Below are 16,391 nucleotides of genomic sequence, written 5' to 3'. Positions count from 1 at the left end.
GCGGCCGTCAGCCGCAATCGCAGTCATCACAGCCGCAGCCGTCGGCGAGCAGGTTCTCCTCGCCGTCCTCGGCCTCACCGTCGAAGACCGACGCTTCTCCGCCGAGACGCTGCGCCAATGCGCGTGCCTGCTCGACGACCGGCACGAGCGACGCGACGGCCCGCACGAGATGGATCGGGACGAGCGGCGACGCCGCGACCCGCAGTTCGACGGTGACTCGGTCCTTGTCGAGGACGAACTTGACTTCGGGGAACTCGACCTGCAGGTCGCCGAGGACCTCGGCGGCGCGGGTGCGGCCCGTGATGCCCTCGACCAGGTAGGTGGTGAGCAGCACGAAGCCGCCCTCGGCGTCGACCGTCGCGTAGGTGAGCACGTCGTCGATCCAGATCGGGATCTCGCCGTCCTCGTCGGGCTCGGGCGCTTCCTCGAGAATCTCGGACAGCGTCTCCACCACAGCGGCGCGCAGCATGTCGTCGTCCTCGGTGGGGATCGCGACGGCGTGCGTCCCGTCGGCGGCGACGACCTCCTCGGTGGTGGTCTCGGCGTCGATGTCGGTGGTGGTCACGAATTCTCCTTGGGATCGGGGGTGCCGGCCACGGCGCCACGCGCGTCGGCGGCACCGTCGAGCACGAGCAACAGCATGGTGGTCAGCGCCGTGTCGTCGAGCCCGGTCGCGGGGAACGAGTACCGCAGCACGACGTCGGCGTCGGTCTCGCGTTCGATGAGGTGGACCGAGCCGAACTGCAGGGCGTCGGCGGCGGCCGCGACCCGACCGCGCACGGCGTCGTCGAGCGGAAGATCCCACGCGAGCACTCCGGTGACGGAGACCACGTCGAGTCCTTCGGTGAGCGTGACGACCTGCAGCGCGAAGGGCACGGCGCCGTAGTCGAATCCGAACGAGCCGTCGCCGTCGGCGGCGGACGACGGGGTGCGGACGTCGACGAAGGGCGTCAGCGCGCCCGCGATCCGCTCGCGCAGCGAGGTCACTTCACACCACCGAACCGCCGGTCGCGGGAGGCGTATTCGACGCACGCCGCCCACAGATCGCGCCGGTCGAAATCGGGGAACATCGTGTCCTGGAAGACGAGTTCGGCGTAGGCCGACTGCCACAGCAGGAAGTTCGAGGTGCGCTGCTCGCCCGAGGGCCGCAGGAACAGGTCGACGTCGGGCATGTCGGGCTCGTCGAGATACCGCGCGATCGTCGACTCCGTGATGCGTTCGGGATCGAGTTCCCCTGCCGCGACCCGGCGGGCGATCTCCCGTGCGGCGTCGGCGATCTCGGCGCGACCGCCGTAGTTGACGCACATCGTGAGAGTCATGACGTCGTTGTCCTTCGTCAGTTCCTCGGCGATCTCGAGTTCCTTGATCACGCTGCGCCACAGGCGGGGACGGCGACCGGCCCACCGGACGCGCACCCCCATCTCGTGCATCTCGTCGCGGCGGCGGCGGATCACGTCGCGGTTGAAGCCCATGAGGAAGCGGACCTCGTCGGGGCTGCGCTTCCAGTTCTCGGTGGAGAAGGCGTAGGCCGAGAGCCACTCGACGCCCATCTCGATACATCCGCACACCGTGTCCATCAGCACGGCCTCGCCGCGTTCGTGGCCGGCGGTGCGCGGCAGACCGCGCTCCTGCGCCCAGCGACCGTTGCCGTCCATCACGAGCGCCACGTGCTGGGGGATCAGCTCGGGTTGCAGCACGGGAGGTCGCGCGCCCGACGGATGCGGGTCGGGCGGCCGGATCACCCGCTCAGGCGATGGGGGCGTGGTACGTCGTCGAATCACGGTCCCCATCCTGCCGGACACCCCGGGCGACGTCATCAACCCGGTTCCCCGTCGCAGGGTCGGTGCGACCGCGCTCGACGAGGGGCAGCGAACGCAGTTGCCGTTCGAGATGCCACTGCAGGTGCGCGGCGACGAGCCCGCTGGCCTGGCGACGCACCGCCGTGTCGGCGGCCTCGGTGTCGGCCCAGCGTCCGTGGTTGAGCGCGTCGAGCAGCGCCAACACACCCGGGGCCGGGGTGGCCGCCCCCGGCGGACGGCAGTGCACGCACACCGCACCACCGGCGGCGACGTGGAAGGCGGTGTGCGGGCCGGGACGGTCGCAGCGCGCGCAGTGGGTGATCGCCGGCGCCCATCCCGCGTAGGCCATGGCCCGCAGCAGATAGGCGTCGAGTACGAGTTCGGGTGGCCGGGTGCGGTCGCACACCGCGCGGAGGGCGCCGACGGTGAGTGCGTGCAGGCGCGGCACGGGCGCGCGTTCCTCACCGGCGAGGCGTTCGGCGGTCTCGAGGATCGCGCACGCGGTGGTGTAGCGGGGGTAGTCGTCGACGATACCCACCGCGAAGGCGTCGAGGGTCTGCACCTGGGTGATGACGTCGAGACTGCGGCCCGGGTGGAGCTGGACGTCGATGTGGGCGAACGGTTCGAGCCGTGCGCCGAACTTGGAGCGTGTCCGGCGCACGCCCTTCGCGACGGCCCGCACGAGACCGTGCCGACGCGTCAGCAGGGTGACGATGCGGTCGGCCTCGCCCAGCTTGTGCTGGCGCAGCACCACCGCGTTGTCCCGATAAAGCCTCACTCCCCGAGTCTGTCATGTCGCGGTGACACGGGACGGTCCACGAAGGGACTCGACACCCAGAACGGGAACGCGTTATTGTTCGTTCGAACGAACGGGGGAACGAATGGACGCTCGAACCGACCTGCGCGACCTGAAGGCGACCGTCGAGGCACTCGACCGCGGCGAGACCACCTCCACGGACCTCGTCCGTGCGAGCCTCGACCGGATCGACGAATCGCAACCGCACCTGAACGCCTTCCGCGTCGTGCGCCGCACCACCGCACTCGACGAGGCCCGCGAGGCCGACCGGCGCCGCGCGAACGGCGAACACCTCCCCCTGCTGGGTGTCCCCATCGCGATCAAGGACGACACCGACATCGTCGGCGAGACGACGATGTTCGGCTGCGCCGGCACCTTCGCCCCGAAGGACACCGACGCCGAGGTGGTGCGTCGCCTGCGGGCCGCCGGCGCGGTGATCGTCGGCAAGACCCACTCCCCCGAACTCGGCCAGTGGCCGCTCACCGGCGGCGACGCCTTCGGGCACACCCGCAGCGCGTGGTCGCGCGACCACACCCCCGGCGGCTCGTCGGGTGGCAGCGCCGCGGCCGTCGCGGCGGGACTCGTGCCGGCCGCCCTGGGATCCGACGGCGCCGGATCGGTCCGCATCCCCGCCTCGTGGTCCAATCTCGTCGGCATCAAGCCCCAACGCGGCCGGATCTCCATGTGGCCCGACGCCGAATCCTTCAACGGACTCACCACGCACGGCCCACTCGCCCGCACGGTCGCCGACGCGGCCCTGCTCCTCGACGTCGTGTCCGGGAACCACCCCGGCGACCGGCACGCGTGCGCGCCGCTGACCGTCTCCGACGCCGTGGGACGAGATCCCGGCAGACTGAACATCGCTCTGTCGCTGAAGATCCCGTTCACCGCGACACCCACCAGCCTCGACGCCCGCGTCCGCACCCGCATCGCCGCACTCGCCGCGGTACTGCGCGATCTCGGCCACGAGGTGACGCTCGCCGATCCCGACTACGGAATGACGTTCGGTCTCACCTTCCTCCCTCGATCCATGGCCGGTATCGAGGATTGGTTGTACCGCCTGCCCGACCCGTCCCTCGCCGACGTGCGCACCCGCGCCAACGCCCGCACCGGCCGGTTCCTGCACGGTTATCCGTTGCGAGCGGCGCGCGCGATCGAACCGCGACTGCACCGTCGGGTCGGCCGCATCTTCGACCGGTTCGACGTCGTGCTCGCCCCCACCACCGCCACACCGCCGCTGCCGGTGACGGCGATCGACGGCATCGGCGGCTGGGCGACCGACAAGGTCATCACCGGCGCATGCCCCTACGCGTGGCCGTGGAACGTGCTGGGCTGGCCCGCGATCAACGTCCCCGCGGGTTTCACCGAGGAGCGACTGCCGGTGGGTGCCCAACTGCTCGGCCCGGCAAACTCCGAACCGCTGCTGGTGTCCCTCGCCTCCCAACTCGAATCCGTGCTCCGCTGGCACGAACACACCCCGGAGCACTGGTGGTGACCACACGCGACGACGCCCGCTCGCGGATCGTCCACGCCACCCTGTATCTCGTCGGCACCAACGGGGTCGCCGGGGTGACGAACCGGCGCATCGCGGCGCGCGCCGAGGTCTCGCTCGGTTCGATCACCTACCACTTCCCCGCCCAGGCCGACCTGCTGCGCGCCGCGCTCGAGTTCTTTGTCGACGAGGAGACCGAGCGGCTGCGAGAACTCGCCGAGCAGTATCGATCCCGGGCCCTGTCGCTGACGGAGGCCGCCGAACTCACCGAACGCGTCGCCCGCGACCTGACCTTCACGGCCGAACGCATCGCCCCCTTCGAGCTCTACGTGCAGGCAGGGCGCGACGAGGAACTGCGGCGGGTCGCCGAACGCTGCTGGCGTGCCTACGACGCGTTGACCGTCTCCGTCCTTTCCGCGCTGGGAGTGCCGGATCCGGAGACGATCGCCCCGACGGTCGTCGCGACCATCACCGGGCTGCAACTGCGCCGCCTGTCGACGGGTACGGAGCCGGATCTGTCGGAGGCCGTTCTGCTGCTGCTGCACGGCGCGGCGGCCACGCGTCGCTGAGCTCCCTTCGGTCACCACCCCGGCGTGACGACGCGTTCACATCCGCGTCCGTGACGAAACACCACCGTCACGAATTGTGCAGTGTGCACAGTTCTTTCCCGTCGCGAGTGGTCTGTCGGCCGATTGCCGAGTCCTGTCCGACTCTTCAAGATCGACATGTTCCGGCCGACGACGGCGGTGCCGCCCATCGATGTCGCGGCGCCCTTCGATCCGTCCACGGTCGTCGCCCGCCGCATGTTCACACGTCGAGGAGTCTCCCGTGACCGTCGCGCACATCGTCTTCCTGCTCGGACTGGTCGGCCTGATCGTCGCCATGGCACTACGCAAGAACGTCCTGATACCGGCCGTCGTCGCCACTTTCGCCACCGCCCTCGCCTACGACGGCAACGTCGCCTCCGCCGTCATGGCGGTCTTCCGCGCCACCCTCACCGCCGGCGGAGCGCTCTTCGAGATCTTCGTCGTCATCGCCGCCGTGACATCGATGCTCGCGGCGATGCGCACCATCGGCGCCGACGAACTCATGGTGCGTCCCTTCGGGCGCTGGATGATCAACGGCCGCATCGCCTACGTCGTGCTGTTCGTCGTCACCTATCTGCTGTCGCTGTTCTTCTGGCCCACACCCGCTCTCGCGCTCATCGGTGCCGTGCTGCTCCCGGCGGCGATCAAGACCGGGCTGCCGCCGCTCGGCGCCGCGCTCGCCCTCGCGATCTCCGGACAGGGCATGGCACTCGCCTCCGACTACGTCATCGGTCTCGCACCGTCGATCTCGGCGAGCGGCGCAGGTGTGCCGGCCGACGACATCGCCGACCGCGCGCTGGTGTTGTCCCTCATCGTGGGTCTGACCGCGGCCGTACTCGCCTGGTTCCTCACCATCCGCAAGGAGATCGTGCGCCACTCCGCGAATCTCGTGTCTGCGACGGACGATCCGGGCCCCGGCGGCTCCGGTTCCGGACGTCCGGCACCGCACCCGAACGGGGACCTCCCGACCCCCGGGAACGACCACACCGGGACCGACCACACCGAAGCCGACCACACCGCATCGGTGAGCACCGTGGCCGACATCGACCTGCCCGGAACTCTCACCCCGGTCCTCACCCGCCCCGCACGCGCACGCGCCTGGGCGATCGGGGTTCCTGCGACCTTCGGCCTGGTGCTCGTCTACATGATGCTGGGGCGCTTCACCGATCTCGTGCCGTGGTCGGACGGCGCAGGCGCCTCGCTCGTCGGCGGCACCGCGCTCGTCCTCATGGCCGCCGTGACCCTGACGACGCGCCCGGCCGACGCCCTCGAACACTGCGCCACCCAATTCGTCGACGGCCTGGTCTACGCGTTCAAGGCCATGGGAATCATCCTGCCGGTGGCCGGATTCGTGTATCTCGGCATCCCCGACTACTCCGGTTCGATCCTGGGACTCGACGACGGCACCGGACCTGCCTTCCTGTTCGACACCGTCGAGAGCATCCAGACCTACATTCCCGACAACGGTCTCTTCGCCGCGTTCAGCATGCTCCTGATCGGCATGCTCATCGGCCTGGACGGCTCCGGCTGGGCCGGTCTGCCGCTCACCGGTGGTATCGCCGCCGCGCTCGCCCCGCAGGCCGGCATGGACACCGCGACGCTCGCCGCCCTCGCGCAGAACGCCGCGACCTGGACCGGCGGCGGCACCCTCGTCATCTGGTCGTCGCTGATCGTGGTCGCGGGCTTCTGCCGCGTTCCGGTCGGAGATCTCGTGCGACGACTCGCGATCCCGGTGGTGAGCGGACTGCTCGTCGCCGCCGTCGCCGCGGTGGTGATCTGGTGATCACCGCATCCGCACCGAACACCTTCGAGGAGAGGACCCCCGTGGACGAATCCGGTTTCCGCTACGACCCGCAACGCTGCGCCCTGGTCGTCGTCGACATGCAGAACGACTTCTGTTCCCCCGGCGGCGCTCTCGCCGGCTGCGGCTTCGACGTCTCCGCCGCCGTCGCCATGACACCGCGGCTGGCGGAACTGATCGACCGCGCCCGCCGCAGGGACGTGCCCGTCGTGTGGATCCGCACGGAGCACGACGAGACCACGGACACGCCTCAGTGGCTGGGCCGCGTCGGCACCGGTCCCGGCACGGCGCGAACCGGCCTGACCTGCCGGCCCGGTACTCCGGGAGCCGACTTCTACGGCGTCCGCCCGGAGCCGGGAGAACCGGTGATCGTCAAACACCGCTTCAGCGCGTTCGTCGGCACCGACCTCGACAGCGTCCTGCGGTCACGGGGCATCGAATCGTTGTTGTTCACCGGCGTCGCCACCGAGATCTGCGTCGAATCGAGCCTGCGCAGCGGCCTGTTCCACGAGTACTGGGTCTCGCTCGTCGAAGACTGTGCCGCGTCCTACAGTCCCGCGGCGCACGCCGCCTCGGTCGCGGTGGTCGCGCAGAACTTCGGGACCGTGGTGACCGCGGACGACCTCGCGTCTACGTGGGTCGCCCGGCCGATCACCGCGTCCACCCCGTAGGGCTCGGCGTCAGAATCCCAGACGGCCCAGCTGTTTGGGGTCTCGCTGCCAGTCCTTCGCGACCTTCACGTGCAGGTCGAGGTAGATCTTCACGCCGAGGAGCTTCTCGATCTGGGTGCGTGCGGCGGTGCCCACTTCGCGCAGCCGCGCGCCCCCCTTGCCGATGACGATGCCCTTCTGGCTCGGCCGTTCGACGTAGAGCAGGGCGTGCACGTCGAGCATCTCGCCCTGCTTCTCGGTGCGACCCTCGCGTTCGGTGATCTCCTCGATCACGACGGCGAGCGAGTGGGGCAGCTCGTCGCCGAGACCTTCGAGGGCGGCCTCGCGGATGAGCTCGGCCATCAGGGTCTCTTCCGGCTCGTCGGTGAGCTCGCCGTCGGGATAGAAGGCCGGTCCGGGTTCCATGTGCGAGACGAGGACGTCGACGAGGACCTCGACCTGCTCACCCGAGGCCGCGGAGACCGGCACGACCTCGCAGTTCTCGCCGAGGAGCTTCGACACGGCGAGCAACTGCGCGGCGACCTGCTGTTTGCCCACCTTGTCGATCTTCGTGACAATGCCGATGACCGGGGTCTTCGGCGCCATGTGGCGCACCTGCTCGAGGATCCAGCGGTCGCCGGGGCCGATCTTCTCGTCGGCGGGGAAGCACATGCCGATCGCGTCGACCTCGGAGTAGGTGTCCTGCACCAGGTCGTTGAGCCGCTGGCCGAGCAGGGTGCGCGGGCGGTGCAGTCCCGGGGTGTCCACGAGGATGAGCTGGGCGTTGTCGCGGTGGACGATGCCGCGGATGGTGTGGCGGGTGGTCTGCGGGCGCGACGAGGTGATCGCGATCTTGCTGCCGACGAGCGCATTCGTGAGCGTCGACTTCCCGGTGTTGGGCCGGCCGACGAAACAGATGAAGCCGGAACGGAAGTCGGTGTCGGTCATGCATGCTCCTCGGTGGTGGCCGTATCGGTATCGGTGGGTTCTTCTTCGGGGCTGACGCGCTGCACGAAGACGGTGCTCACACGCACCCGCCCGCGGACGTCCGGTCCGCCCTCACCGCGGAGCAGCAGTCCGTGGGTCCGTACCTCCGCACCCGGCAGAGGAACTCGGCCGAGTTCGTAGCCGAGGAGTCCGCCGACGGTGTCGACCTCGTCGTTCTCGATGTCGATGTCGAACAGTTCGCCGAGGTCCTCGACGGGAAGTCGCGCGGAAACGCGGTAGGTGTCGTCGCCGAGTTCCTCGACGTCGGGGATCTCCCCGGTGTCGTACTCGTCGGCGATCTCGCCGACGATCTCCTCGATGACGTCCTCGATCGTCACGAGACCGGCGATGCCGCCGTATTCGTCGACGAGGATCGCCATGTGGTTGCGGTCGCGCTGCATGTCGGCGAGCAGATCGTCGAGGCGCTTCGAATCCGGCACGAAGACCGCCGGTCGCATGACGTCGGCGACGGAGACGCTGCGTCCGCCGTCGCGGTGGTAGTAGGTCTGCTGGACGAGATCCTTGAGGTAGACGACACCGCGGATGTCGTCGACGTTCTCACCGATCACCGGGATCCGCGAGTGCCCGCTGCGGACGGCGAGCGAGGTGGCCTGACCGGCCGTCTTGGTCTCCTCGATCCACACCATCTCGGGGCGTGGAACCATGATCTCGCGAGCGGTGGTGTCGCCGAAGTCGAACACCGACTGGATCATTCGGCGTTCCTCGTCGGCCACGACCCCGCTCTCCTGAGCGAGATCGACCAGTTCGCGCAGCTCGATCTCGTTGGAGAACGGGCCGTTCCTGAAACCGCGACCGGGCGTGACCGCATTGCCGACGCTGATGAGGATTCGGCTGATCGGACCGAGCAGGACACCGAGGACCCGCAGCGGTCCGGTGGCGGCGAGCGCGATCGGGTACGCGTGCTGGCGTCCGAGCGTGCGCGGGCTGACCCCGATCACGACGTAGTCGACGATCACCATCACCGCAGCGCCCACGACGAGCGCCCATGTGCGGTCCAGCACGGCGAGCAACGCACCGACGAGCACGACGGTGGCGGTGATCTCGCAGAGGATGCGCAGCAGCACCGTCAGATTGACGTAGCGGGGCCGATCGTCGAGCAGACCGAGCAGGCGGCGCGCACTGGGGCGGCCGTCCTTCGCGAGTTCCTCGGCGCGCGCCGCGGATACGGTGTTGAGCGCGGAATCGACGGCGGCGAACAGGCCGCCGAGCACCACCAGGACGACCGCCAGGACGACGAGGGGCACGGTACTCACGCGATCGTCACTCCCTCGATCGGTGCCGTCCGATCACGATGGCTCGCACTGTCGCCGCTCATGATTCGGGGGTGTCGACGAAACCGGCCTTGCCCAGCAACTTCCGGTCGCGGGCGGCGAGCCGCGCCTCGTGCTCGGCGCGGCGGATCTCCTCGTACCACTCGGCGAGGAGCTGGTTCTGCAGGCCGAACATCTCCTTCTCCTCCTCCGGTTCGGCGTGGTCGTAGCCGAGGAGGTGGAGCATGCCGTGCACGGTGAGCAGGGCGAGTTCGTGGGCCACCGGGTGGCCGGCCTTCGCCGCCTGGTCGGCGGCGAACTGCGGACACAGCACGATGTCGCCGAGCATCGACGGTCCCGGTTCGGGAGCGTCCGGACGCCCCCCGGGCTCGAGTTCGTCCATGGGGAACGACATCACGTCGGTGGGGCCGGGAAGGTCCATCCACCGCACGTGCAGATCGGCCATGGTGTCGAGGTCCACGAGCACCATCGACAACTCCGCCGCCGGATGCACATCCATCCGGGCGATCACGAAACGGGCGACGTCGAGGAGTTCCTCCTCCGAGACGTCCATTCCCGATTCGTTCGAGATCTCGATGCTCATGACTGGAGTTCCTTCTGCACGACGGTATTCGGTTGATCTACAAGGGTGTTCATCGACGCTGCACCCGCTGCGCGCGACGTTGAGCACGGTTGCCGGGGATCCCGTCGCCGTCGCGGGTGGCCTCGAAACGGCTGTAGGCGTCGACGATGTCGGAGACGAGCCGGTGCCGCACGACGTCGCTGCTGTCGAGTCGCGCGATGTGGATGTCGTCGATGCCGTCGAGGATCTCGGTGGCGGCGGCGAGACCCGAACGGGCGCCGCCGGGCAGGTCGATCTGCGTGATGTCGCCCGTCACGACGATCTTGGAATTGAAGCCCAGACGCGTGAGGAACATCTTCATCTGTTCGGCGGTGGTGTTCTGCGCCTCGTCGAGGATGATGAACGCATCGTTCAGGGTGCGGCCACGCATGTACGCCAGGGGTGCGACCTCGATGACCCCGGCCTGCATGAGCTTCGGGATCGCCTCGGGATCCATCATGTCGTGCAGCGCGTCGTGCAGTGGACGCAGATACGGGTCGATCTTCTCGTGCAGGGTGCCCGGCAGGAAGCCGAGCCGCTCCCCTGCCTCGACGGCGGGACGCGTGAGGATGATGCGGTTGACCTGCTTGGTCTGCAGCGCCTGCACGGCCTTTGCCATGGCGAGATAGGTCTTGCCCGTACCAGCCGGTCCGACACCGAAAACGATGGTGTGGGCATCGATCGCGTCGACGTACCGCTTCTGGTTCAGGGTCTTGGGCCGGATCGTCTTCCCGCGCCGCGACAGAATGTCGAGGCTGAGCACGTCGGCCGGCGACTCGGAGAGCCCCTGGGTGAGCATGCCCACGGTGCGACGCACGGCGTCGGGCGCGAGCGATTGTCCGCGACGGACGATGGTGACGAGTTCGGCGAGCGCACGTTCCGCGAGGGCGACGTCGGCGGGCGCTCCGGTCAGCGTGACGGTGTTGCCCCGCACGTGGATGTCCGCCGCCAGGAGGGCTTCGAGGGCGATCAGATTCTCGTCCGCGGCTCCGAGCAGGGGCGCTGCGGCCTCCGAGGGGAGGTCGAGGCTCGATTTGACCGTGGTCGGCTCGAATTCGGGGGGCTCGTGGGGTCGGTCTGGTTCACTCACGTGGACGGTACGTCCTGCTTTCGGTTCGGCTCCTGCACGACGGTCGTCGTGTTCGTGCCAGTCTAGCGCCGGACGAAGCGCACCCTCCCGCAACAGGGAGTTTCAGCGGGGTTGGATTCCGCCTTCACCAGAACCCGCCTCCGCGAGCCACCGCCGTGCCTCGGCGAGGATCCCGGGTGCCCGGTCGGGTGAGACCCCACCGAGCACGAGATTGCCCAGGACGATCGTGTCGCCAGAGTCGTCCACCAGCCCGAGATTGGCCTGCTCGAGTGTGGCCATCGTCAGGCCCTCCATCATCCCTACGAGCACGGGCGCCGGGAGGTAGTCGGAGAGCTGGCTCTGCGCGAGGCCGCGTTCGACGTGCCCGAGGACACGTGAGCGCACCGGGGAGACCAGCTCGGCGATGCGCTGCTCTCCCATCTCCTTGCGGGCGAAGGAGAGCAGCACGCGGTAGCGGTCGCCGATGGGCCAGGTCCGCAACGCCACGACCGCGAGCGCGACCGCGGGATCGTCCGGCTCGGGGTGGTCGAGAGCCTCGGCGAGTGCGGTCGAGGCGTCGTCGACGATCCCCTCGACGAGGGCTTCCCGGTTGGGGAAGTGCGCATAGACGGTGCGGCGGACGACACCCGCGGCTTTGGCGACATCGTCCATGCTCGCGTCGGAGTCGGCCGCAAAGCACATCACCGCAGCGTCGAGTATGCGCATGCGGTTCGCATTGAATCGGGTTCGCGGTCGTGTGACCGAGTTCTCCACGTTCTCGCCCTCTTCCGCTGACTGTGATCTGTCTTTCATTTTAGTTGCACACGGATGTGCAGTTGCGTAACTTGCACACCACCGTGTAGATCGGGGCTCAGGTCCCGGCCCGTGTCGCACCCGAGGAGAGCCCATGCCCACTGCCGTGACCCTCGCAGGAGGGACCGCAGCGAAGGAACCCTACCGGCTGCGCTGGGCCGGACTGGCGGTGCTGTGCCTGAGCCTGCTCATCGTCGTGATGGCCAACACCTCGCTCATCGTCGCCGCACCCGGCATGCTGCGCGAACTGCAGCTCACCAGCGCCGACATGCAGTGGATCATCGACGGCTACACCGTCCCCTATGCCGCGCTGATGCTGCTGTTCGGCGTGCTCGGCGATCGATACGGACGACGTCGCGCGTTGCTGGCGGGCCTGGTCGTCTTTGCCGCCGGCGCGGTCTACGGATCGTTCGCCGACAGCGCCGGCGACGTGATCGTCGCGCGCATCGTCATGGGGGTGGGCGCCGCCGTGATCATGCCTGTGACACTGTCGCTGCTCGTCGCGATGTTCCCCGTGCACGAGCGTGCCCGCGCGATCGCAGCCTGGGCCGCCACGTCCGGACTCGCCATTGCGCTCGGTCCCCTGCTCGCCGGATGGCTCCTCGAATCGAACTCGTGGGGTTCGACCTTCCTCATCAACGTGCCGATCGCGGCATTCGCCGCGATCGCGGCCCTGATCCTCGTGCCGGCCTCGAAGGCGGACGATCTCACCCGCACCGACTGGGTCGGCGGCGCCCTGTCGGTCGCTGCTCTCGGCGGAATCGTCTACGCGATCATCGAGGGGTTCCACTTCGGTTGGGGCACCGGGGTGATCGCCACCTCGATCGGCTCGGTGATCGCCGCGGTGCTCTTCGTGGTGTGGGAACTTCGCCACCCCCGGCCGTTGCTGGACGTGCGTCGGGTCGCGGACCGGACCGTCGGCGGTGCGTGCGTGTCGGTGTTACTGCTCTTCCTCGTCGCCTTCGGCGCCATCTACTTCGTCGCGCAGCAGTTCCAGTTCGTGCTCGGTTACGGCCCGCTCGAGACCGGTCTGCGTCTGCTTCCCCTCGCGGTGACGGTCTCGCTCGGCGCGGCGCTGAGCGGCCGGCTCGCGCCCCGACTCGGTGCGCGGGCCCTCGTGGGCACGGGCATGGTCGCCGCTGCGGCAGGCATCCTCACCTTGACCGTCACGGACGGCGCCTCCGGCTTCACGCCCTTTCTGATCTCGTTGTTGCTGCTCGGATTGGGCATCGGCCTGGCCACATCCCCGTCCACCGACCTGATCATGGGCGGCTTCCCCGACTCGGACCTCGGAGCGGCGGGCGGGTTGAACGACACCGCAGTGGAATTCGGCGGGTCGCTGGGCATCGCCGTGCTCGGCTCGATCCTCGCGACCACCTATCACCGCGAGATCTCCGGGTTCCTCGACGGATCGCCGTTGGCGGACCTGACAGGTCCGATGGCCGATCAGGCCGCGATGGCGATCGAGGCGGCCGGCGATTCGGTGGGCGGTGCGGCGATCGTCGCGGAGGAACTCGCGGCGAACCCATTCGCGGCGTCGTACGCACAACCGCTGCTCGACGCGTCGTCCGCAGCGTTCGCCGAGGCGATCTCGTCCGCGAGCCTCGTCGCCGGCATCGTCCTGCTCATCGGCGCCGCGGCGGTCACCGCGCTACTCCCCCGCGGACTCCACACCCGCACCGGCAGCGAGGCCGAGATCGGCCACTGACCGGACGGTGAGCAGGTCGAGCGATCGCGCCCAGGCCCGGGTGCTCCGGTTCAGGAAGGCGACGTGATCCTCACCGTCGAACAGCTCCAGCGACACCGGATCTCCTGCCGCGTCGGCCGCGTCGACGTAACGGTGCGCGACACTCACCGACACCTGCTCGTCGGCGGTGCCGTGCAGCACCGCGACCGGCACACCGATCGGCGGCCGGTGCGTCGGCGAGGCCGACCGATAACACTCGGGTGCCTCCGCGTAGGACGCACCGAAGAGCGCCTCGAACGCCTCCACGCGACGACCGCGCTCCCCGGCGGTGACGAGGTCGAGCGCACCCGCCTGCGAAACCACGAATTCCGGTCGCACCGACGTGCTCTCACCCGCGAGCCACACCGCCAGCTGGCCTCCCGCAGAGTGACCGACGAGCCGCACACGGTCGAGATCGACCTCGACACCGCCGCGCTGCGCGTGCGGAACGACCTCGGTGAAGATCGTCTCGTACGCCGCGACCACATCGGCGGACATCTCGTCCCACGCGCCACCGGCCTCGAGACGGCGGTACTCGACGTTCCACGCCACCACACCGCGACGCGCGAGTTCCACGGACAGCGCCGTACCGAGGGTGAGCTGGTAGCGGCCGTGCCACGAACCGCCGTGAACGACCATGACGGCGGGAACGGGCCCCGTCACCGTCGCGGGGTCGGGTAGGAAGACGTGCCCGAACTGCTGCGAGTGGGTGCCGTAGGCGATCTTCGTACGAGCCAAGAGAGGAAATTCCTTCGATACGTATGGTCGGGACCCGCAAGCGATCCCGCAGCACAGAGAATCGGGACCCGCAAGCGATCCCTAGTGCAGGGGCCTGGTACGCCACCGGTCGGTCAACACACCGATCGCGCCGAGTGCGACGGCCGCGGCGGTCGAGGTGCGCAGCACCGTGGGGCCGAGACCGACGGCCACCGCGCCCGCGTCGACGAGGTTCTCGACCTCCGCGTCGTCGAGTCCGCCTTCGGGACCGACGATCAGCGTCAGCGAATCGACGTCGCGCACGGGCAGATCGGCGAAGGGGATCGTGGCGGATTCGTGGAGCACCGCGACGACGTCGCCGCGCTCGACGGCCGAGCGGACCCGTGCGACGACCTCGGGTGTGCGGTGCAACCCGGCCACCGTCGGCACGTGCGCGCGCCGCGACTGCTTCGCCGCGGACGTCGCGACCGCCTGCCACTTGGCAACACCCTTGTCCGCCTTGGCATCCCACCGGGCGACACAGCGCGCCGACTGCCACGGTACGAACTCGTCGGCGCCGGCCTCGGTGGCCAGTTCGACGGCGAGTTCGGACCGGTCGGACTTCGGCAGCGCCTGCACGACGGTCACGCTCGGACGCGGCGGGTCGACAACGCGACGACCGAGCACGAGCGCTTCGAGCCGGTCCTTCGCGACCGCCGTGACCTCGACGTCGGCGACCTCACCGGCACCGTCGGACAACACGAGCCGCTCGCCTACCGCGATACGGCGCACCGTCGCGGCGTGCCGGCCCTCCTTGCCGTCGAGCACGGCCGTCCGCCCCTCGTCGGGCAGCGGGTCGAGGTAGAACAGTGTCGCGGCCACCCGAGCGACCTAACGGGCGCTGAACGCGTCGCGCAGGCGCGAGAACAGGCCGCCGGTGTTCTGCGAACCCGTGGTCACGACCTCGACATGCTCCCGGTCGCTGTGCCGGCGCAGGTCCTCGAGCAGCTTCGTCTGCTTGTGATCGAGCTTGCTCGGCACCACGACCTCGAGATGCGCGTGCAGGTCGCCGCGCGTACCCGAGCGCAGCTTCGGCATGCCGTGGCCGCGCAGCACCGAGACCGAACCGGGCTGGGTGCCGGGATCGATGGTGATCTCGGTGGGGCCGTCGAGGATGGTCTCGATCGTCACCTTGGTGCCGAGCGCAGCGTCGACCATGGGCACGCGGATGGTGCAGTGCAGGTCGTCGCCGTCGCGCACGAAGACCTCGTGCTGCTGTTCGAGCACCTCGACGTAGAGATCGCCGGCAGGACCGCCGCCGGGGCCGACCTCGCCCTGGGCCGCGAGGCGGATGCGCATCCCGTTGCCGACGCCGGCGGGCACCTTGACGGTGACCTCGCGGCGGGCGCGCACGCGGCCGTCACCACCGCACTTGCGGCAGGGATCCGGGATCGTCTCGCCGACACCGCGGCAGGTGGGGCACGGGCGGGACGTCATGACCTGGCCGAGGAAGGAACGCTGGACGGACTGGACCTCACCGGCGCCACCGCAGGTCTCGCAGCGCACGGGCTTCGAATCGCCGTGGGTGCCGGAACCGGTGCACGCGTCGCACAGGATCGCGGTGTCGACCGTGACCGTCTTGGTGACGCCGCGAGCGCATTCGTCGAGGGTCAGGCGGGTGCGGAGCAGCGAGTCGGCGCCGGGCTGGACGCGGCCGCGCGGACCGCGGGAACCGCCGGCCCCACCACCGAAGAACGCCTCGAAGACATCACCGAGGCCGCCACCGAAGCCGGCGCCGCCGAAGCCGCCCGCACCGCCGCCACCGGGTTCGAGCGGGTCGCCGCCGAGGTCGACGATGCGTCGCTTCTCGGGATCCGACAGCACCTCGTAGGCGGCCGAGATCTCCTGGAAACGCTTCTGCGCCGACTCGTCGGGGTTCACATCCGGGTGGTGCTCGCGCGCCAACTTGCGGTACGCCCGTTTGATCTCCTGGTCGGTCGCGTTCTTGGACACGCCGAGCGTCCCGTAGTAGTCCCGTGCCACGTTTGGTTCTCGTCCTTACGTCGTTCTACAGAGCAAAAA

Annotated in this window: 17 protein-coding genes; 5 read left to right on the top strand and 12 right to left on the bottom strand. The window is 69.3% G+C overall.

The window, feature by feature from the left end; all coding sequences use genetic code 11:
- Positions 1 to 7 precede the first annotated feature (7 nt).
- From ACQR3U_RS08805 to recO, 4 genes are read right to left on the bottom strand one after another with little or no spacing between them, the layout of a single operon-like run.
- Positions 8 to 565: a T3SS (YopN, CesT) and YbjN peptide-binding chaperone 1 gene (locus tag ACQR3U_RS08805; protein WP_033097768.1), complete on the bottom strand. Its 558-nt coding sequence runs from the start codon at positions 563 to 565 to the stop codon at positions 8 to 10.
- Complete coding sequence (locus ACQR3U_RS08800; RefSeq protein ID WP_006554470.1) at positions 562 to 987, bottom strand: hypothetical protein; 426 nt, start codon at positions 985 to 987, stop codon at positions 562 to 564. The genes ACQR3U_RS08805 and ACQR3U_RS08800 overlap by 4 nt, the downstream gene beginning before the upstream one ends.
- Positions 984 to 1,790, bottom strand: a complete 807-nt coding sequence (locus ACQR3U_RS08795) for an isoprenyl transferase (RefSeq protein ID WP_050993415.1) — start codon at positions 1,788 to 1,790, stop codon at positions 984 to 986. Before ACQR3U_RS08795 ends, ACQR3U_RS08800 begins: the two co-directional genes overlap by 4 nt.
- Positions 1,747 to 2,577, bottom strand: a complete 831-nt coding sequence (gene recO / locus ACQR3U_RS08790; RefSeq protein WP_121209080.1) for a DNA repair protein RecO — start codon at positions 2,575 to 2,577, stop codon at positions 1,747 to 1,749. Before recO ends, ACQR3U_RS08795 begins: the two co-directional genes overlap by 44 nt.
- A 103-nt stretch (positions 2,578 to 2,680) precedes the next feature.
- Here recO and ACQR3U_RS08785 point away from each other — a divergent pair, with 103 nt between their 5' ends.
- The 4 genes from ACQR3U_RS08785 (at position 2,681) to ACQR3U_RS08770 (ending at position 7,146) form a co-directional block, all read left to right on the top strand.
- The gene (locus ACQR3U_RS08785; protein WP_230810350.1) at positions 2,681 to 4,090 is read left to right on the top strand and encodes an amidase; all 1,410 of its coding nucleotides are present in this window, start codon (positions 2,681 to 2,683) and stop codon (positions 4,088 to 4,090) included.
- Positions 4,081 to 4,656, top strand: coding sequence for a TetR/AcrR family transcriptional regulator (locus tag ACQR3U_RS08780; protein ID WP_230810367.1), 576 nt, complete (start codon positions 4,081 to 4,083; stop codon positions 4,654 to 4,656). Before ACQR3U_RS08785 ends, ACQR3U_RS08780 begins: the two co-directional genes overlap by 10 nt.
- 259 nt (positions 4,657 to 4,915) lie before the next feature.
- Positions 4,916 to 6,457 carry a permease gene (locus ACQR3U_RS08775; RefSeq protein WP_230810349.1) on the top strand — a complete coding sequence of 514 codons (1,542 nt, stop codon included), beginning with the start codon at positions 4,916 to 4,918 and terminating at the stop codon, positions 6,455 to 6,457.
- A 41-nt stretch (positions 6,458 to 6,498) separates the two neighbouring features.
- On the top strand, positions 6,499 to 7,146 hold the full coding sequence (locus ACQR3U_RS08770) for a cysteine hydrolase family protein (protein ID WP_372477569.1): 648 nt from the start codon (positions 6,499 to 6,501) through the stop codon (positions 7,144 to 7,146).
- 9 nt (positions 7,147 to 7,155) lie between these two features.
- Here the strand turns inward: ACQR3U_RS08770 and era are convergent, their stop codons facing one another.
- The 5 genes from era to ACQR3U_RS08745 all read right to left on the bottom strand — a co-directional run bounded on the left by era (position 7,156) and on the right by ACQR3U_RS08745 (position 11,800).
- Positions 7,156 to 8,073, bottom strand: a complete 918-nt coding sequence (gene era, locus ACQR3U_RS08765; RefSeq protein ID WP_024101353.1) for a GTPase Era — start codon at positions 8,071 to 8,073, stop codon at positions 7,156 to 7,158.
- On the bottom strand, positions 8,070 to 9,386 hold the full coding sequence (locus tag ACQR3U_RS08760) for a hemolysin family protein (protein ID WP_230810347.1): 1,317 nt from the start codon (positions 9,384 to 9,386) through the stop codon (positions 8,070 to 8,072). The genes era and ACQR3U_RS08760 overlap by 4 nt, the downstream gene beginning before the upstream one ends.
- A gap of 58 nt (positions 9,387 to 9,444) precedes the next feature.
- Complete coding sequence (gene ybeY, locus ACQR3U_RS08755) at positions 9,445 to 9,987, bottom strand: rRNA maturation RNase YbeY (protein WP_006554478.1); 543 nt, start codon at positions 9,985 to 9,987, stop codon at positions 9,445 to 9,447.
- Positions 9,988 to 10,036: 49 nt separating this feature from the next.
- The gene (locus ACQR3U_RS08750; protein ID WP_006554479.1) at positions 10,037 to 11,095 is read right to left on the bottom strand and encodes a PhoH family protein; all 1,059 of its coding nucleotides are present in this window, start codon (positions 11,093 to 11,095) and stop codon (positions 10,037 to 10,039) included.
- 102 nt (positions 11,096 to 11,197) lie between these two features.
- Entirely contained in the window at positions 11,198 to 11,800 is a 603-nt protein-coding gene (locus ACQR3U_RS08745; protein ID WP_170318574.1) for a TetR/AcrR family transcriptional regulator, read from the bottom strand.
- Between the two features lie 181 nt (positions 11,801 to 11,981).
- Between ACQR3U_RS08745 and ACQR3U_RS08740 the strand changes: the two genes are divergently transcribed.
- Positions 11,982 to 13,595, top strand: coding sequence for an MFS transporter (locus tag ACQR3U_RS08740; RefSeq protein ID WP_230810346.1), 1,614 nt, complete (start codon positions 11,982 to 11,984; stop codon positions 13,593 to 13,595).
- On the opposite strand, the gene ACQR3U_RS08735 is transcribed toward ACQR3U_RS08740, so the two are convergent.
- The 3 genes from ACQR3U_RS08735 to dnaJ form a co-directional block, all read right to left on the bottom strand.
- Complete coding sequence (locus ACQR3U_RS08735; protein ID WP_138843672.1) at positions 13,539 to 14,351, bottom strand: alpha/beta hydrolase family protein; 813 nt, start codon at positions 14,349 to 14,351, stop codon at positions 13,539 to 13,541. The two genes, ACQR3U_RS08740 and ACQR3U_RS08735, sit on opposite strands and share 57 nt — an antisense overlap.
- A gap of 81 nt (positions 14,352 to 14,432) precedes the next feature.
- Positions 14,433 to 15,191 (bottom strand): 16S rRNA (uracil(1498)-N(3))-methyltransferase, encoded by a 759-nt coding sequence (locus tag ACQR3U_RS08730; RefSeq protein ID WP_230810345.1) that lies wholly within the window; start codon positions 15,189 to 15,191, stop codon positions 14,433 to 14,435.
- 9 nt (positions 15,192 to 15,200) lie between these two features.
- Positions 15,201 to 16,352, bottom strand: coding sequence for a molecular chaperone DnaJ (dnaJ, locus tag ACQR3U_RS08725; protein ID WP_230810344.1), 1,152 nt, complete (start codon positions 16,350 to 16,352; stop codon positions 15,201 to 15,203).
- Between the last annotated feature and the right edge of the window lie 39 nt (positions 16,353 to 16,391).

The organism is Rhodococcus sp. IEGM1339, assembly GCF_050321925.1.
GTDB lineage: Bacteria > Actinomycetota > Actinomycetes > Mycobacteriales > Mycobacteriaceae > Rhodococcus > Rhodococcus pyridinivorans.
The sequence above is the reverse complement of the archived record's forward strand: the minus strand, read 5'-3'. Positions and strand labels throughout refer to the sequence as shown.